We start from the raw sequence: 15,053 nt of genomic DNA, 5'->3' as shown, positions 1-15,053 counted from the left end.
TGCGGGCCGATCGGGAATCGGGGGACGAATCGTCCCCAATTCATCGGCTCACTCGTCGAACGGGACGATCTCCCCTAGGGCGTACACCCGCGGGCTACCGCTGTGCTGGGCCGAGAGCAGGTCGAGAACTTCCAGGCCGCTCACCCGCCAGCCGGGCAGCTCGTCGAAGACCTCGGCGCTGCCCCACAGCGACAGCGCCTGCAGGGTGGCCTGACCCGCGTCGTCGCACTCGTCCCAGTAACGGATCTGGGCACAGTTGCGGTCGTAGCGGATGCTGACGACGAACGCCCGCTCCACGCTGAGACGTTCCAGCGCTTCACGAACTTCGTTCTGAGCGAGGGCACCGCCGCCGACCGTGACCGTGACGAACCACAGTTCGCGGGCGTCCGCGGCGTCATCGGCGCGGCTGATGTACGGCTGCTGCTCGAGGGCTGCTCGCCGCACGCACGACGTGGAGGGGACGTCGTGACGTGATCCGATTGACACCCCTCTAGTTGAGCAGATGCTGACGCGAACGTCTTGGGAATCGGCCACGAACCGCTGAATTCGTAGGATCAGCACAGTCGGGCAGCGCGAATGCGTGGTGTGGCGGGATAGTGACGGGGCAGGTGATCTGCCCGTTTCGTGGTGGGTCGTTGACCGGTCAACCGGTGCCGGATCCCGGTCCTCGGCGCGCGCGATTTCGGTGAGCAGCGCGTGCGCGTTCGTTCGATCAGCGCGTGCGTTCGTTTGCTCAGCGCGTGCGCAGGAGCACGATGTCGTCGCGGTGCACGATCTCGCGGGCGTAGTCGGGACCGAGCTCGGCGGCCAGGTCCCGGGTGGAGCGGCCGAGCAGGGCCGGCAACTCTCCGGAGTCGAAATTGACCAGTCCGCGGGCCACCGCGGTCCCGGCCGGGTTCACCAGCTCGACCGCCGCCCCCGCGACGAACCGGCCCTCGACCTTGACCACCCCGGCCGGCAGGAGCGACATCCGGCGCTGGACCACCGCGGCCACCGCGCCTTCGTCGAGCACCAGGCGGCCCTCGGCCTCGGCCGCGTGACGCAGCCACAGCAGCCGGCTGGCCGTGCGCCCACCCCGGGCCTCGAACCAGGTACCCACGTCTTTGCCGGCCAGCCCCTCGGCCGCGTTCGCCGCTGAGGTGAGCAGCGTGGGGATGCCCGCGACGGTGGCGATCCGGGCCGCGTCGACCTTGGTCACCATGCCGCCGGTGCCGACGTTGCTGCCCACCGAACCGATCTCGACGCCCTCCAGATCGGCCGGGCCGCCGACCACCTCGATCCGGCGGGCCCCGGGCCGGCTGGGCGGGCCGTCGTACAGCGCGTCCACGTCGGACAGCAGCACCAGGGCATCGGCCCGGACCAGGTGCGCCACCAGGGCGGCCAGCCGGTCGTTGTCGCCGAAGCGGATCTCGTCGGTGGCCACGGTGTCGTTCTCGTTCACCACCGGCAGCACGCCCAGGTTCAGCAGCCGGGACAGGGTGCGGCGGGCGTTGGCGTAGTGCGTGCGGCGGATCACGTCGTCGGCGGTCAGCAGCACCTGCCCGACGGTGATTTGGCGCCGGGCGAAGGCGGCGGTGTAGTGCGCCATCAGCAGGCCCTGCCCCACGCTGGCCGCGGCCTGCTGGGTGGCCAGGTCCTTCGGGCGCCGGGCGAGGGTGAGCGGGGTGAGGCCGGCCGCGATCGCCCCGGAGGAGACCAGCACGATCTCCTGCCCGGCCAGCCGGTGCTCGGCCAGCGCGGTGACCAGCTGCTCGATCCGCTCGGCGTCGATGCTGCCGTTGGCGGCCGAGGTCAGCGACGAGGAGCCGACCTTGACCACGATCCGCTGCGCGGCCACCAGCCGGTGCCGCCCCTGCTCAGTACCTTCCACTCGCCTAGTCCTACCAATCCATGGGTGACCTCGGTCAAAGCAGTTTCACCCCTCGGACAGGCCAGAACTCCCATCCCCGGTCGCTGCTCGCCACACCAGCCCTGGTTGCCTTCACCAGCCCTGGTTGCCTTCACCAGCCCTGGTTGCCTTCACCAGGCTTGGTTGCAGCAGAAGCGTTAGAAAGTTGCTTCTACTGCAACCAGAGCTGGTGAACCTGAGCTGGGGTGGGAGGTAGCGAGCTTCAGGCGCGGTCTGGGGTGTCCTCGAGCTCGGCCGGAGAATCGGCCGGAGACTCGGCCGGGTCGGTCCAGTGCCCGGCCCGCCGCTCGGCCGCGAGCTCGTCACGGGCCTCGGTCTTGGCGTCCATCGACTCGATGTACCGCTCGCGGCGCTCGGCACGGGTGGGCCGGGCGTCGGACTCCAGCCGTACGTCCGAGCCCCGCGGAGCCGCCGGGCCGGTCGCGGCCGCGATCAGTGTGGGCTCCCAGTCGAAGATCACGCCGTCGTCGCCACCGATCACCACCGTGGCGCCGGCCACCGCTCCGGCCTCGGCCAGGGCGTCCTCCACCCCGAGGCGGGCCAGCCGGTCGGCCAGGTAGCCGACCGCCTCGTCGTTGGCGAAGTCGGTCTGGCGCACCCAGCGCTCCGGCTTCACCCCGCGCACCCGGTAGAACGGGCCGTCCGAGCTGTTCTCCCGGCGCACGTCGAAGGCGTCCTTCTCGGCCACCGGTACCGGCCGGACGATCACCCGGGGGGCTTCCGGCGCCGGGGCCTCGGCGCGGGCCTGGGCCACCAGCTCGGCCATTGCGAAGGTGAGCTGGCGCAGGCCCTCGTGCGCGACGGCCGAGATGATGAACACCTTCAGGCCGCGCGCCTCCAGGTCCGGCTTGACCATCTCGGCCAGCTCGCGCGCCTCGGGCACGTCGACCTTGTTCAGCACGACCAGCCGCGGGCGGTCCTTCAGCGGCTTGGTGCCGGGCTCGACCGGGTAGGCGTCCAGCTCGGCCTCGATCACGTCGAGGTCGGTCAGCGGGTCCCGGCCGGGCTCCAGGGTGGCGCAGTCCAGCACCTGCACCAGGGCGGCGCAGCGCTCGACGTGGCGCAGGAACTCCAGGCCCAGGCCCTTGCCCTCGCTGGCGCCGGGGATCAGGCCGGGCACGTCGGCGACGGTGAAGCGCACGTCGCCGGCCTCGACCACGCCCAGGTTCGGGACCAGGGTGGTGAACGGGTAGTCGGCGATCTTCGGCCGGGCCGCGGACAGCGCGGCGATCAGGCTGGACTTGCCCGCGCTGGGGAAGCCGATCAGGCCGATGTCGGCCACGGTCTTCAGCTCGAGGGTGATGTCACCGGCCCAGCCGGGCTCACCGAGCAGCGCGAAGCCGGGCGCCTTGCGCCGGGCCGAGGCCAGCGAGGCGTTGCCCAGGCCGCCGCGGCCGCCCTCGGCGATCACCAGGCTGGCGCCGTTGCCGACCAGGTCGGCGATGACGTTGCCGTCCGCGTCCTTGATCATCGTGCCGTCCGGCACCCCGAGCACCATGTCGTCGCCGTTGGCGCCGTTGCGGTGGTCGCCCTCGCCGGGCTTGCCGTTGGTGGCCTTGCGGTGCGGCGAGCGGTGGTAGTCCAGCAGGGTGGTGACCTGCGGGTCGACGATCAGGGTGACGTCGCCGCCCTTGCCGCCGTTACCGCCGTCCGGCCCGCCCAGGGGCTTGAATTTTTCCCGGTGCACGGAAGCGCATCCGTGTCCGCCGTTGCCCGCCGCTACGTGCAGCGTGACCCGATCGACGAAGGTCACCATGCCGGCCTCTGCTCTCTTCGGTGGTACCCCGCCCGTAGTGATGGATCAGTTCGTGGGTACCAGCGCGAACTGATGGTTGCTGCAGAGCCGAAACAGAGGACGTCAGTGGTTCAGGAACGTCCTCGTCCCTGGTCTGCGTGCTTCCCGATCCGTGCAACGTTGTCGTATTACTGGTGGGTCAGGTGGCTTCAGGACAGCTTGCGTACCTGAACACGCAAGAGGGCGAGCCGGTCACCCGGCCCGCCCTCGTGCGAAAGAAAAGCTGTGGTCAGCCTTACTCGGCGCCGACCGGGCTGACGATGCTCACGATGCGGCGGCCGCGGCGCTGGCCGAACTCCACCGCACCCGCGGAGAGCGCGAACAGCGTGTCGTCCTTGCCCAGGCCGACGTTGTCGCCCGGGTGGAAGTGGGTGCCCCGCTGGCGGACGATGATCTCGCCGGCCTTGACGGCCTGGCCACCGAACCGCTTGACACCCAGACGCTGAGCGTTGGAGTCGCGGCCGTTACGGGAGGAGCTTGCGCCCTTCTTGTGTGCCATGTCTGTGTGCCTGCCTTCTGGTCAGCCGAGACTACTTGGAGATACCGGTGATCTTGATCGTCGTCAGCGGCTGGCGGTGGCCCTGGCGCTTCTTGTACCCGGTCTTGTTCTTGAACTTCTGGATGACGATCTTCGGGCCCTTGGTGGCCTCGACGATCTCGGCGGCGACGCTCACCTTGGCGAGGGCGTCGGCGGCGCTGGTCACGTCGGTGCCGTCGACCAGCAGCAGCGGGACGAGGTTCACCGCGTCGCCGGGCGCACCCTCGACCTTGTCAACAGTGAGGACGTCGCCAACGGCAACCTTCTCCTGGCGGCCACCAGCGCGGACGATCGCGTACACGTGAAATCACTCTCCGGTCGGTTCAGGGGGTGCGATCTTCTTCCCTGACACCCGAGAGGGTGAGGGCTGACGCAGGCATATCGATGCCACGCGGCGCACCGCAGTAAAGATTACGGATCGCAAGGCCCAGGAGCAAACCGGCTCCGGGCCTGGACCATTCTCTCAGGTCAGCCGGGCCCTACAACACCAGGCGCTCGGGAGCGGATCTCAGGTCGGACGCTGCCCCGGCCGATAGGGGAGGCACGCGCGATCAAGGACGGGGCCGGACAGAATGCAGCGCAGCTGGCTGAGCGAGCACGTCGGCGCCTGGGACGTGGTCGCGGCCAACCAGGCCGGCATCGGCATGATGCTGGCCTCGGCCGTGCTGCTGGTCGTGGACGAGTTCACCTCGGGCTGGCAGGGCGCCGCGCACTGGTTCACCATCGGGCTCACCCTGCTGCTGCTCGCCTTCGCCTATCTGCTGGCCCGCTGGGGTCTGCGGCTGCCCTCCTGGGCGTTCTTCGCCATCCCCCTGACCTGCTCGCTCGTCCTGACCGGGATGAGCTTCGCCAAGCAGGACGCCGGAGCCCCCGCGCTGTTCGCCTCCACCCTGCCGATCCTCTACGGCGCCGCGATCCTGAGACCGCGAGGCAGCTACGTCATGCTCGCCTACAACATCGCCAGCGACGCCGCCCTCACCTTCAGCCTGCTGCCCGCGCACGATGCCTTCCGCTCGATGGCCTACCTCCTGATCGTGGTCGGCGCCTCCAGCATCCTGATCACCCGGGGTACGACCGCCACCCGCCAGCTCACCGAACTGCTGCGCGCCCAGGCCGGCGTGGACACCCTCACCGGCCTGGTCACCCGCCGGGTGCTGGACGAGGCCGCGCACGGAGCGATCAGCGCCGCCAACTCCCCCGCGGGCACCGCGCTGCTGCTGATCGACGTGGACAAGTTCAAGACGATCAACGACACCTACGGTCATCCGGTCGGTGACGCCGCACTGAAACACCTCGCCGCCATCCTGGCCGCGAACATGCGCCCGGACGCGGTGATCGGCCGGCTCGGCGGGGACGAGCTGGCGGTGCTGTTGCCCGGCTGCGACTACGAGGTGGCCCTGCGCCGGGCCAACGATCTGGTCAAGGCGGTGCGGGGCTCTCCCCTGCAGATCGAGAACGGCGAACTGCTGCATCTCAGCGTCAGCATCGGGGTCTCCCACGCCCCCACCGAGGCGGACGACCTGCCCCAGTTGTACGCCAGCGCCGACGTCTCGCTGTACCAGGCGAAACGTGGTGGTCGCGATCAGGTCGGCGCCCGTTCATCGACCCTGGGGGTGCGCCCCCGCACCCCGCCTCTAGGGTGAGCGACGTGTCCTGGAGTGACGAGCACGTCCCCGATCAGCACGGCCGTACCGTGATCGTGACCGGCGGTAACAGCGGGATCGGGGCCGTGGTGGCCCGGACGCTCGCCGAACGGGGCGCGAAAGTGGTGCTGGCCTGCCGGAGCATGGAAAAAGGACAGGCTGCGGCCCAGACCATGCCCGGTGACGTTCGGGTACTTCCGCTGGATCTGGCCGACCTGACCTCGGTCCGGCAGTTCAACGACCGTTTCGCCGACGAGGTGGGCCGGGCGCACGTGCTGCTGAACAACGCCGGGGTGATGGCGGTGCCGCACCGCACCACCCGCGACGGCTTCGAAATGCACATGGGCACGAACTTCCTGGGGCCGTTCGCCCTCACCGGGCTCCTGCTGCCGGTGCTGTCCGAGCGCGTGGTCACCCTCTCCAGCGTGGTGCACCGCCGCGGCCGGATCGACCTGGACGACCTGAACTGGGAGAGCCGCCGCTACGCCCGCTGGGGCGCCTACGCCCAGTCCAAGCTCGCCGATCTGCTGTTCGCCCGTGAGCTTCAGCGCCGTCTGTGGGCAGCCCGTTCGCAGGTGATGTCGATCGCCGCTCATCCGGGAGTGGCCAACACCGACCTCACCTCGCACACCGGCTCAAAAGTGCAGAACACCCTGCTCTCGCTGACATCCCGGATGGCCGGGCACACGGCCGAGCAGGCGGCCCTGTCGGTGCTGTTCGCGGTCTGCAGTTCTCAGGCCGGGCCCGGCGGGTACTACGGCCCCACCGGCCCGGGTGAAGTGCGCGGTTTTCCCGGTCCCTCCACCTCGAGCACGGCTTCGCAGGACGAGGCCACCGCAGCGCAGTTGTGGCGAAAGGCCGAGGAACTCACCGGAGTCAGCTACCTCTAAGCTCCAGCCGGGACGCCGTTCCGGGGATCAGCCGCACCGGAACTTCCCAGCGCTGTCGATGCAGACGGCAGACCGCACCCGCTGCGTCGCACCAGGACGCCCGGACCTCGACCAGCAGCCAGCCGTTGATCCTCCCACCGGAAATCCCCTCAGCGAAGATCAATTCGCGATCCAGCCCGGCCGCGCCACCAGCGCCGGACTCGAGCAGCCCGGCGGGATGCGGGGTCACCTCCAGCCAGGTTTCTTCGAGCGTTTCGCCGGGCGAAAGATCAAGAGCAACCTGCAAATGGACGCTCGACTCGCCGAGATCCTGCACCGGCACCGGAGTGGGTGGCGGGCTGGGCGGGTCGTCGAACTCGACGTCGAGCAAGGAAATGCGATGCCCGGCCGCCTCGGCCAGACAGAGCCGATGATGGACGAGGGTGAGCGCCGACGGTTCCAGCAGCCCGGTCCGCAGGGTGGTCACCTGGTCGGTGCGCGGATCGTAACGCCGGATCGAGGAGTTGAAAGTATCGGCGATCGCCACCGAGCCGTCGGGCAGCACCGCAACCCCGAGCGGATGCTGCAGCCGGGCCGCCCAGCCCTCACCGTCATCATCCCCGTACTCGAAAAGCCCTTGTCCGACAGCAGTTCTGACCTGAAGCCCACCGCCGGCCCGGTACACCAGCCGCAACGCCGAGCTTTCCGCGTCGACCACCCACAACCCGTCCGGCCCCACCGCCAGACCAGAAGGCTGAGCGAACCAGGCACTTTCGGCCGGCCCGTCGACCAGTCCTTCCTTACCGGTGCCGGCATAGCGGGACACCACGCCACTGAGAACGTCAACCGCCCAGAGCTGATGCCGCCCGATCCCGGCAACAACAAGCCGGTCCTCGAACCAGACCACGTCACCCGGCGTCGAAATCCCCTCGGCCACAGTGCAGACCGCAAAGTCGGACAGCCTCAGCCCACGGATGGCGTCGTTCCCGCTGTCGGCGATCACCACCTCGAACCCGACCTCGTCCGCCACCTCAGGAGGAAGCAGCGCCAACCCCAGCGGGTCAGCAAACCGGCTGACTTCAGCCGCCCCGTCCACCAGCCCCCGCTCCGAAGAACCAATTCTGGTCTGATCTGGGGAGGGCGAAACAAAGACGCCCGGCCCAGAGACCACCAGCTGGTGATGCCCGGTATCCGCCACCACAAGGCCACCCTCAGGCAACAAGGCCAGGAGCCCACCCGGAAAGCGCAGGCCCAACTCCCCCACACCTTCCGAAACCGCCGACGAGACCATCGGTGAGCCGGCCGACGCAGGCCCACCACCCACGTCCGCTGCTTCCCGATCGATCAGTCCCACCAGCTCGGCGACATGCCCCTCCCCCGAGGCCTGCCGCACCACATACCCGGCCGGATCAATCAAAACCAGGGTGGGCCAAGCATTCACCGCGTACGAGTCCCAGTTCAGCAGGTCCGGATCGTCCAGCACCGGATGCTCCACCCGATACCGCTCCACCGCGTTCCGTACCGCCGAAGCCTCAGCCTCGTAAGGGAACTTGGGTGAGTGCACCCCGATCACGGTGAGCACGTCCGCGAACTCCCGCTCAACTGAACGCAATTCCTCGATCACGTGCACACAGTTGACGCACGCGGACGTCCAGAATTCCAGCAGCACCCACCGGCCGCGCAGGCCCTCCAGCGTCAAGGGCTCCGAGTTCAGCCACCCGCGTCCCCGCAACCGAGGCGCCCGAACCCTCACGCCAAAACCGCGACGTGCGGCCGGTTCCACAAAGAAACCGACCGCACGCCCGACGTCCTCAATCAGTGGTGGTGGTTGTTCCGGCCCTTACGGCCGCCGCCCCCACCGCCGTTGCCGTTCTCCTGCTGCTTCTTCTCCACCGGCTCGTCGTGCATGACCAGCCCGCGGCCGCCGCAGTGCTCACAGGTCTCGCTGAACACCTCGAGCAGACCCTGGCCGACCCGCTTGCGCGTCATCTGCACCAGGCCCAGCGAGGTGACCTCGGCGACCTGGTGCCGGGTGCGGTCGCGGCCCAGGCACTCCAGCAGCCGGCGCAGCACCAGGTCCCGGTTGGACTCCAGCACCATGTCGATGAAGTCGACCACGATGATCCCGCCGATGTCGCGCAGCCGCAGCTGGTGCACGACCTCCTCGGCGGCCTCGAGGTTGTTCTTGGTGACGGTCTCTTCCAGGTTGCCGCCCGCACCGGTGAACTTGCCGGTGTTGACGTCGATGACGGTCATCGCCTCGGTCCGGTCGATCACCAGCGAGCCGCCCGAGGGCAGCCAGACCTTGCGGTCCAGACCCTTGGCCAGCTGCTCGTCGATCCGGTACTTGGCGAAGACGTCCTTGTCCTCCTGCCAGTGCTGCAGCCGGGAGACCAGGTCGGGCGCCACGTGCGAGATGTAGCCGTGCAGCGTGCCCCAGGCCTCGTCGCCGGAGATGATCAGCTTGCTGAAGTCCTCGTTGAAGACGTCCCGCACGACCTTGATCGCCAGGTCCGGCTCGCCGTAGAGCATGGCGGGCGCGTTCACCGAGCCGACCTTGGCCGAGATGTCCTCCCACTGCGCCTGCAGCCGCTGGACGTCACGCTCGAGTTCCTCGTCGCTGGCGCCCTCGGCCGCCGTGCGCACGATCACGCCGGCGTTGTCCGGCACCACCTCACGCAGGATCTTCTTCAGGCGGGAGCGCTCGGTGTCCGGCAGCTTGCGGCTGATCCCGGTCATCGAGCCGTCCGGCACGTACACCAGGTAGCGCCCGGGCATCGAGATCTGGCTGGTCAGGCGGGCGCCCTTGTGGCCGATCGGGTCCTTGGTGACCTGCACCAGCACCGAGTCGCCGGCCTTCAGCGCGTGCTCGATCCGGCGCGGCTGGCCCTCCAGGCCGGCGGCGTCCCAGTTCACCTCACCGGCGTAGAGCACGGCGTTGCGGCCCTTGCCGATGTCGACGAACGCGGCCTCCATGCTCGGGAGCACGTTCTGCACCCGGCCGAGGTAGACGTTGCCGACCGTGGAGGTCTGGGTCTTACGGGCGACGTAGTGCTCGACCAGGACCCCGTCTTCCAGGACGCCGATCTGGGTGCGACCCTCGCGCTCGCGCACCACCATCTTGCGCTCGACGCTCTCCCGGCGGGCCAGGAACTCGGCCTCGCTCAGGATGGTGCGGCGGCGGCCGGCCTCACGGCCCTCGCGGCGGCGCTGCTTCTTGGCCTCCAGACGGGTGGAACCGCGTACCGAGGTGACGTCGTCGCTGCTGGTACCGCCGCTGCGGCGACCCTCACGGCCCTCGCGGACCTTGGTGACGACCGTGGTTCCCTCGTCGACGGTGACCTCACCGTCGGTGCTGCCGGAACCCTTGCGGCGACGACGGCGACGACGACGGCTGCCGGTGGACTCGGAGGACTCTTCGCCGTCCTCGTCCTCGCCACCCTCGGAGTCCTCCGCGGCCGGCTCGGCTTCCTCGGCACCCTCTTCCGCAGCAGCGGCAGGGGCGTCGGACTGCTCGGCGGAGTCGCCCCGGCTACGGCCACGACGACCCCGGCCACCCCGGCGACGACGACGGCGGGGAGCGTTGCTCTCCTCTTCCTCGCCGTCCTCGGAGCCCTCTTCCGCGTCCTGCTCGGCGTCTTCCTCCTCGCCTGCGTCCTCAGTTTCGGCGGCGTCCTCCGCCGGGCCCTCCAGCAGGCCCGTCGCCTCTTCGGCGACGTCCTCGGCGGCGACGGTCTCGTCCTCGTCGATGTCCTCGGCGGGCGTGGCGGCGGCGTCCTGCGCCTCTTCGATCACCGGCTTGGGCGGGCCGGCCGGGCGGGAGGCAGCCCGGCGCGGACGCTGGGCGGCCGGCTCGGGGGCCTGGAAGAGCGGCATGATCGCCGGTCGGGCAGGAGCTTCGGTGGCCTCGTCGGCCTGGGCCGCGGCGGTGTAGCTGCGGCCGGCTTCCGGGGCGTCGCCCCGCTGAGCGGCAGCGGCCTGGTCGCGGGCGGCCTGAGCAGCTTCCTCGGCGGCAGCCTCCGCGGCGCGCTCGGCCGCGGAGCGCACACGGGTACGCGGGCGGGTGCGGGGAGCTTCAGCAACGGACGGTGTGGTCACCGGAGTCTGCGAGCTCGCCGGGGCGGTGGTCGGGCGGGCGTCAGCAGAGGACGCGGTGGTCGCCGACGCGCTCGGCGCACCGGAGTCGGTGGCCGGGGTGCTCTCGGCCGTAGCGTTCTCGGCCTTGGCCTCCACCTTGGCCTCCGCCGGGGCGTCAGCCTTGCTGTCAGCCTTGGCGTCACTGACCGCCGGGCTGCTGCTCACATCACTTGTCGCGGCCTCGTCCGGCTCGGTCGCCGCCACCCGGGTGGCCGGGGCGGACGCCTTGCGGGTGCTGCGACGGCGGGTGGTCTTCTTGGCCGGGGCCGGCTCGGCGAACAGGCCGCCGTCAGACTCCGGAGCGGCCGGAGCCTGCTCGGTACCGGCCACGCTGGCCAGCGCCTGCGCCGTGTCCGCCGCAGCCGCATCACCAGCACCGGCAACCGCATCACTGCCGGTCACAGTGCTGTCAGCCGCAGTGCTCGCGGCCGGATCAGTGCTTTCAGTGCTCGTCGGGCCGTCCGCAGCAGCAACGGCGCCGCCGTCCACGCTCTCGCCGGCCTCCGGCGCAACCGCCGCAGCGGCCCGCTTGGAGGTGCGCTTGCGCGGCGCCCGGGCTCGCTTGACCGGAGCCGGGGTCTCGCCCTCGGCCGCGCTCTCCCCGGCGGCCTCGGTGCTGTCGTTGCCCTCAACCGCAGCGGCCGGAGCAGCCACGGCCTTCTTCGCGGTGCGCGCCCGGGTGCTGCGACGGCGCGTGGTGGTGCTGGCCGCCGCTTCCGGATCGGGGACCACGGCCGCGGGCTCGGTGCCCGGAACGCTGCCGGCCTCGGGGGCGGCGGCGTCGGGCACGGCGATCGCGGCGTCGCTGGCCATGCTCACGTTCTGGGTGCGCTGGGGCTCGGCCGAAGCCACCGGAGCGGCCGGAGCCGCCGGGGCATCGGTGCGGTCCTGGGCGGCCGCCGGGTCGCCGACCGGCGCGGTCTTCGCGCCCGGGTCGGGTACCGGTCCACCGGCCGGCTCGCCGATCACGGCGCCGGCCTGAGCTGCACTGTCGGGTACGGCGACCGATCCTGCGGTGGTGCTGGCGGTCGAGGTCTGGTCGCCACCGTTGCCGACAACCTCGCCGCTGCGTTCTTCGCCATCTGCGACCGCGGGTGTTTCTTCATTGCTCGCCACGGGCGTTCTCCCGTTCAACCCCGGGCGCCGACCACACCGCGTCGGCGCCGCTCGGGGCACTCGTGTAGGTCGCCGCGCCTACCGGTCGCGGCGGAAGTCAAGACCTTGCGCCCTCAGCGGTGCGCGCCGAGCCGGTCAGGGCTGGGGGCGCGGCACCAGTCAGGCGCCGGCGCCGTCCCGATCGGGGACCAATGGGTCGGTCACCGATCCGTCTGCCTCGTCGAGCAGCCCCTGCGCCAGGCGCGTCACCCGGGGTGGTGACGGAGGCGCGAAGTCGGCTACCGCGCGGAAAGCGGAAAGGACGTCGTCGGGGCGTACGGCCGGTGTGTTATGCCGCACGACCAAGCTCAGTATCGCACAACCGTTACCGGGTCTTGATGTGACACCAGGCTCCACTTCGATCCGGAGAACGGCCTCGCGGGCGTCAAAAGTCCTGAGCCCGTTCTTCGTCATCCTCTGGACCTCGACCCGCTCGGCCGCCAGGAAGCGCTCGACCACGTCGCGGACCGTGCTGTCGTTGGCCGCCGCGGCCTCCTCGCCGGGAGTGTCGGCGAACAGCTCGATCTGCCAGACCGAGGCCTGCAGCCGGTCGGCCAGCAGCCCGGGACCGGCCTCGACCACGTCGACGATGTCCAGGCCGTCGGGCAGGGCACTGTTCAGCGCGTCCCGGATCTCCTCCGGCTCCCGGCGCTCGGCCAGCGAGATCTCGATGTACTCGGCCTCGCTGGCGGTACCGGTCGGCGCGGCGTTGGCGTAGCTGATCTTCGGGTGCGGGTTGAACCCGGCCGAATAGGCCATCGGGACCGCGGCCCGGCGCAGCGCCCGCTCCAGCGCGCGCTGGAAGTCACGGTGGCTGGAGAACCGCAGCCGGCCCCGCTTGGCGTAGCGCAGGCGGAGTTTCTGCACGACGGGCGGCGGGGGCGGGCCCTCGGGCATGCGCGCCATCAGTTCACCGGTCCGTAGTTGGGGGTGTGCGAGTGCACCCGGTTCTGGCCCGGCACCACGCTCTGACCGGGCGCCACGTCCAGGCCCGGCGCCGAGCCGAGCAGCGAGCCCTTGACGCTCAGCGGCAGCAGCGAGCGCCCGGTCGGGCCGACCTGGATCTCGGTGTTCATCTGCGGGCACACGCCGCAGTCGAAGCACGGCGTCCAGCGGCAGTCCTCGACCTCGTCCTCGGACAGGGCGTCCTGCCAGTCGTCCCAGAGCCATTCCTTGTCCAGGCCGGAGTCCAGGTGATCCCAGGGCAGGACCTCGGTCTCCTCGCGCTCGCGGGTGGTGTACCAGTCCACGTCCACCGCGGTGTCGGCCAGGGCCTGGTCGGCGCAGGCCATCCAGCGGTCGTAGGAGAAGTGCTCGCTCCAGCCGTCGAACCGGCCGCCGTCCTCCCAGACCGCCCGGATCACCTTGCCGACCCGCCGGTCGCCCCGCGAGAGCAGGCCCTCGACCTGGCCGGGCTTGCCGTCGTGGTAGCGGAAGCCGATCGCCTTGCCGTAGCGCTTGTCCGAGCGGATCGCGTCGCGCAGCTTGGCCAGCCGGGCGTCGACCACCTCGGGGGCGGTCTGGCCGGCCCACTGGAACGGGGTGTGCGGCTTGGGCACGAACCCGCCGATCGAGACCGTGCAGCGGATGTCCTTGGTGCCGGAGACCTCGCGGCCGGTCTGGATCACCCGCTTGGCCAGCTCGGCGATCTGCAGCACGTCCTCGTCGGTCTCGGTGGGCAGACCGCACATGAAGTAGAGCTTGACCTGCCGCCAGCCGGCGCCGTAGGCGGCCGCGACGGTGCGCACCAGGTCGTCCTCGGTGACCATCTTGTTGATCACCTTGCGGATCCGCTCGCTGCCGCCCTCGGGGGCGAAGGTCAGGCCGGAGCGCCGGCCGTTGCGGGACAGCTCCTGGGCCAGGTCGATGTTGAACGCGTCGACCCGGGTGCTGGGCAGCGACAGGCCGGTGTTGGTGCCCTCGTAGCGGTCGGCCAGCTGCTTGGTCACGTCGGCGATCTCGGAGTGGTCGGCCGAGCTCAGGCTGAGCAGGCCCACCTCCTCGAAGCCGGTGGCGCGCAGCCCGGAGTCGACCATCGAGCCGATCCCCTGGATGGTGCGCTCACGCACCGGGCGGGTGATCATCCCGGCCTGGCAGAACCGGCAGCCCCGGGTGCAGCCGCGGAAGATCTCCACGCTCATCCGCTCGTGCACGCTCTCGGCCACCGGGACCAGCGGCTTCTTCGGGTACGGCCACTCGTCGAGGTCCATCACGGTGTGCTTGCTGACCCGCCACGGCACGCCCGCGCGCTTCGGGGCGACCCGGCTGATCCGGCCGTCGGGCCGGTACTCCACCTCGTACAGCGAGGGCACGTAGACCCCGCCGGTGCCGGAGAGCCGGTACAGCAGCTCCTCGCGGCCGCCCGGGCGGCCCTCCTGCTTCCACTCCCGGATCACGTCGGTGATGATCCCGACGGCCTGCTCGCCGTCGCCGAGCACGGCGGCGTCGATGAAGTCGGCGATCGGCTCGGGGTTGAACGCCGCGTGCCCGCCGGCCAGCACGATCGGGTGGTCGATCCCGCGCTCGGCGGCCTCGATCGGGATCCCGGCCAGGTCGAGCGCGGTGAGCATGTTGGTGTAGCCGAGTTCGGTGGAGAACGAGAGGCCGAGCACGTCGAAGTCGCCCACCGGGCGGTGTGCGTCGACCGTGAACTGGGGAACGCCGTGCTCACGCATCAGCTTCTCCAGGTCGGGCCACACCGCGTAGGTGCGCTCGGCCAGGGCGTCGGGCCGCTCGTTCAGGACCTCGTAGAGGATCATCGTGCCCTGGTTGGGCAGGCCGACCTCGTACGCGTCCGGATACATGAGGGCCCAGCGCACCGTCTCCGGGCCGGCGAAGTCCCACTCCTTGATCGTGGAGTTGAGCTCCCCACCGACGTACTGGATCGGCTTGGAGACAAACGGCAGGAGCGCCTCGAGCCGGTCGAAGACCGATTCGCCGCTCACTGCCGGCTGGGTGTCCGTACGCATCGGGCCAGTTTAAGCGGGACCTAGGACTCTGGACGAAA

At 70.4% G+C, this 15,053-nt stretch carries 11 protein-coding genes; 2 read left to right on the top strand and 9 right to left on the bottom strand.

What is annotated here, in order from left to right; genetic code table 11:
* Positions 1 to 48: 48 nt before the first annotated feature.
* The 5 genes from LR394_RS05685 to rplU form a co-directional block, all read right to left on the bottom strand.
* Positions 49 to 486, bottom strand: a complete 438-nt coding sequence (locus LR394_RS05685) for a hypothetical protein (protein WP_231439302.1) — start codon at positions 484 to 486, stop codon at positions 49 to 51.
* Between the two features lie 247 nt (positions 487 to 733).
* A complete protein-coding gene (gene proB / locus LR394_RS05680) occupies positions 734 to 1,870 on the bottom strand; it encodes a glutamate 5-kinase (RefSeq protein WP_231439301.1) in 1,137 nt (378 codons plus the stop codon).
* Between the two features lie 241 nt (positions 1,871 to 2,111).
* The gene (gene obgE, locus LR394_RS05675; RefSeq protein WP_231439300.1) at positions 2,112 to 3,665 is read right to left on the bottom strand and encodes a GTPase ObgE; all 1,554 of its coding nucleotides are present in this window, start codon (positions 3,663 to 3,665) and stop codon (positions 2,112 to 2,114) included.
* Positions 3,666 to 3,939: 274 nt separating this feature from the next.
* Positions 3,940 to 4,203 carry a 50S ribosomal protein L27 gene (gene rpmA / locus LR394_RS05670; protein WP_231439299.1) on the bottom strand — a complete coding sequence of 88 codons (264 nt, stop codon included), beginning with the start codon at positions 4,201 to 4,203 and terminating at the stop codon, positions 3,940 to 3,942.
* Positions 4,204 to 4,234: 31 nt separating this feature from the next.
* Complete coding sequence (rplU, locus tag LR394_RS05665) at positions 4,235 to 4,543, bottom strand: 50S ribosomal protein L21 (protein ID WP_231439298.1); 309 nt, start codon at positions 4,541 to 4,543, stop codon at positions 4,235 to 4,237.
* Between the two features lie 271 nt (positions 4,544 to 4,814).
* Here rplU and LR394_RS05660 point away from each other — a divergent pair, with 271 nt between their 5' ends.
* Positions 4,815 to 5,885 carry a GGDEF domain-containing protein gene (locus tag LR394_RS05660; RefSeq protein ID WP_231439297.1) on the top strand — a complete coding sequence of 357 codons (1,071 nt, stop codon included), beginning with the start codon at positions 4,815 to 4,817 and terminating at the stop codon, positions 5,883 to 5,885.
* Positions 5,886 to 5,890: 5 nt separating this feature from the next.
* Positions 5,891 to 6,775: an oxidoreductase gene (locus tag LR394_RS05655; RefSeq protein ID WP_231439296.1), complete on the top strand. Its 885-nt coding sequence runs from the start codon at positions 5,891 to 5,893 to the stop codon at positions 6,773 to 6,775.
* Here LR394_RS05655 and LR394_RS05650 read toward each other — a convergent pair.
* The 4 genes from LR394_RS05650 to LR394_RS05635 form a co-directional block, all read right to left on the bottom strand.
* Positions 6,762 to 8,453 carry a thioredoxin-like domain-containing protein gene (locus LR394_RS05650; RefSeq protein ID WP_231439295.1) on the bottom strand — a complete coding sequence of 564 codons (1,692 nt, stop codon included), beginning with the start codon at positions 8,451 to 8,453 and terminating at the stop codon, positions 6,762 to 6,764. The genes LR394_RS05655 and LR394_RS05650 overlap by 14 nt on opposite strands.
* Before the next feature lie 116 nt (positions 8,454 to 8,569).
* Positions 8,570 to 12,007, bottom strand: coding sequence for a ribonuclease E/G (locus LR394_RS05645; RefSeq protein WP_231439294.1), 3,438 nt, complete (start codon positions 12,005 to 12,007; stop codon positions 8,570 to 8,572).
* 159 nt (positions 12,008 to 12,166) lie between these two features.
* The gene (locus LR394_RS05640) at positions 12,167 to 12,952 is read right to left on the bottom strand and encodes a TIGR03936 family radical SAM-associated protein (RefSeq protein ID WP_231439293.1); all 786 of its coding nucleotides are present in this window, start codon (positions 12,950 to 12,952) and stop codon (positions 12,167 to 12,169) included.
* On the bottom strand, positions 12,952 to 15,015 hold the full coding sequence (locus LR394_RS05635) for a TIGR03960 family B12-binding radical SAM protein (protein WP_231439292.1): 2,064 nt from the start codon (positions 15,013 to 15,015) through the stop codon (positions 12,952 to 12,954). The genes LR394_RS05640 and LR394_RS05635 overlap by 1 nt, the downstream gene beginning before the upstream one ends.
* Positions 15,016 to 15,053: the final 38 nt, after the last annotated feature.

Source organism: Kineosporia babensis (assembly GCF_021129305.1).
Lineage (GTDB): Bacteria > Actinomycetota > Actinomycetes > Actinomycetales > Kineosporiaceae > Kineosporia > Kineosporia babensis.
The sequence above is the reverse complement of the archived record's forward strand: the minus strand, read 5'-3'. Positions and strand labels throughout refer to the sequence as shown.

Excerpts from the sequence above, each read along its gene's own strand:
- LR394_RS05635 (WP_231439292.1), bottom strand. The coding sequence starts at position 15,015 with ATGCGTACGGACACCCAGCCGGCAGTGAGCGGCGAATCGGTCTTCGAC.
- LR394_RS05660 (WP_231439297.1), top strand. The coding sequence starts at position 4,815 with ATGCAGCGCAGCTGGCTGAGCGAGCACGTCGGCGCCTGGGACGTGGTC.
- LR394_RS05640 (WP_231439293.1), bottom strand. The coding sequence starts at position 12,952 with ATGGCGCGCATGCCCGAGGGCCCGCCCCCGCCGCCCGTCGTGCAGAAA.
- obgE (WP_231439300.1), bottom strand. The coding sequence starts at position 3,665 with ATGGTGACCTTCGTCGATCGGGTCACGCTGCACGTAGCGGCGGGCAAC.
- rpmA (WP_231439299.1), bottom strand. The coding sequence starts at position 4,203 with ATGGCACACAAGAAGGGCGCAAGCTCCTCCCGTAACGGCCGCGACTCC.